The following is a 714-nucleotide window of genomic DNA, read 5'->3' as shown; positions in this document are numbered from 1 at the left end:
AGCCTGATATTGAATGTCTGTGCAGCTTGTACAGGATAGGTGGGAGCCTTAGAAACCGGAGCGCTAGCTTCGGTGGAGGCAACCGTGGGATACCACCCTGGCTGTATGGACCTTCTAACCCAGGACCGTGATCCGGTTCGGAGACAGTGTCAGGCGGGCAGTTTGACTGGGGCGGTCGCCTCCCAAAAGGTAACGGAGGCGCCCAAAGGTTCCCTCAGAATGGTTGGAAATCATTCGCAGAGTGTAAAGGCAGAAGGGAGCTTGACTGCGAGACCTACAAGTCGAGCAGGGACGAAAGTCGGGCTTAGTGATCCGGTGGTTCCGCATGGAAGGGCCATCGCTCAACGGATAAAAGCTACCCCGGGGATAACAGGCTTATCTCCCCCAAGAGTTCACATCGACGGGGAGGTTTGGCACCTCGATGTCGGCTCATCGCATCCTGGGGCTGTAGTCGGTCCCAAGGGTTGGGCTGTTCGCCCATTAAAGCGGTACGCGAGCTGGGTTCAGAACGTCGTGAGACAGTTCGGTCCCTATCCGTCGTGGGCGTTGGAAGTTTGAGAGGAGCTGTCCTTAGTACGAGAGGACCGGGATGGACATACCGCTGGTGTACCAGTTGTTCCGCCAGGAGCATAGCTGGGTAGCTACGTATGGTAAGGATAAGTGCTGAAAGCATCTAAGCATGAAGCCCCCCTCAAGATGAGACTTCCCATCACT

Annotated in this window: 1 rRNA gene; it reads left to right on the top strand. The window is 56.0% G+C overall.

Annotation, left to right across the window (positions count from 1 at the left end):
* A 23S ribosomal RNA gene (locus GMJ66_RS20250) occupies window positions 1-714 on the top strand; the annotation flags it as partial.

Origin of the sequence: Oceanobacillus salinisoli (assembly GCF_009733865.1) — a bacterium.
GTDB classification, from domain to species: domain Bacteria; phylum Bacillota; class Bacilli; order Bacillales; family Amphibacillaceae; genus Oceanobacillus; species Oceanobacillus salinisoli.
The sequence above is the reverse complement of the archived record's forward strand: the minus strand, read 5'-3'. Positions and strand labels throughout refer to the sequence as shown.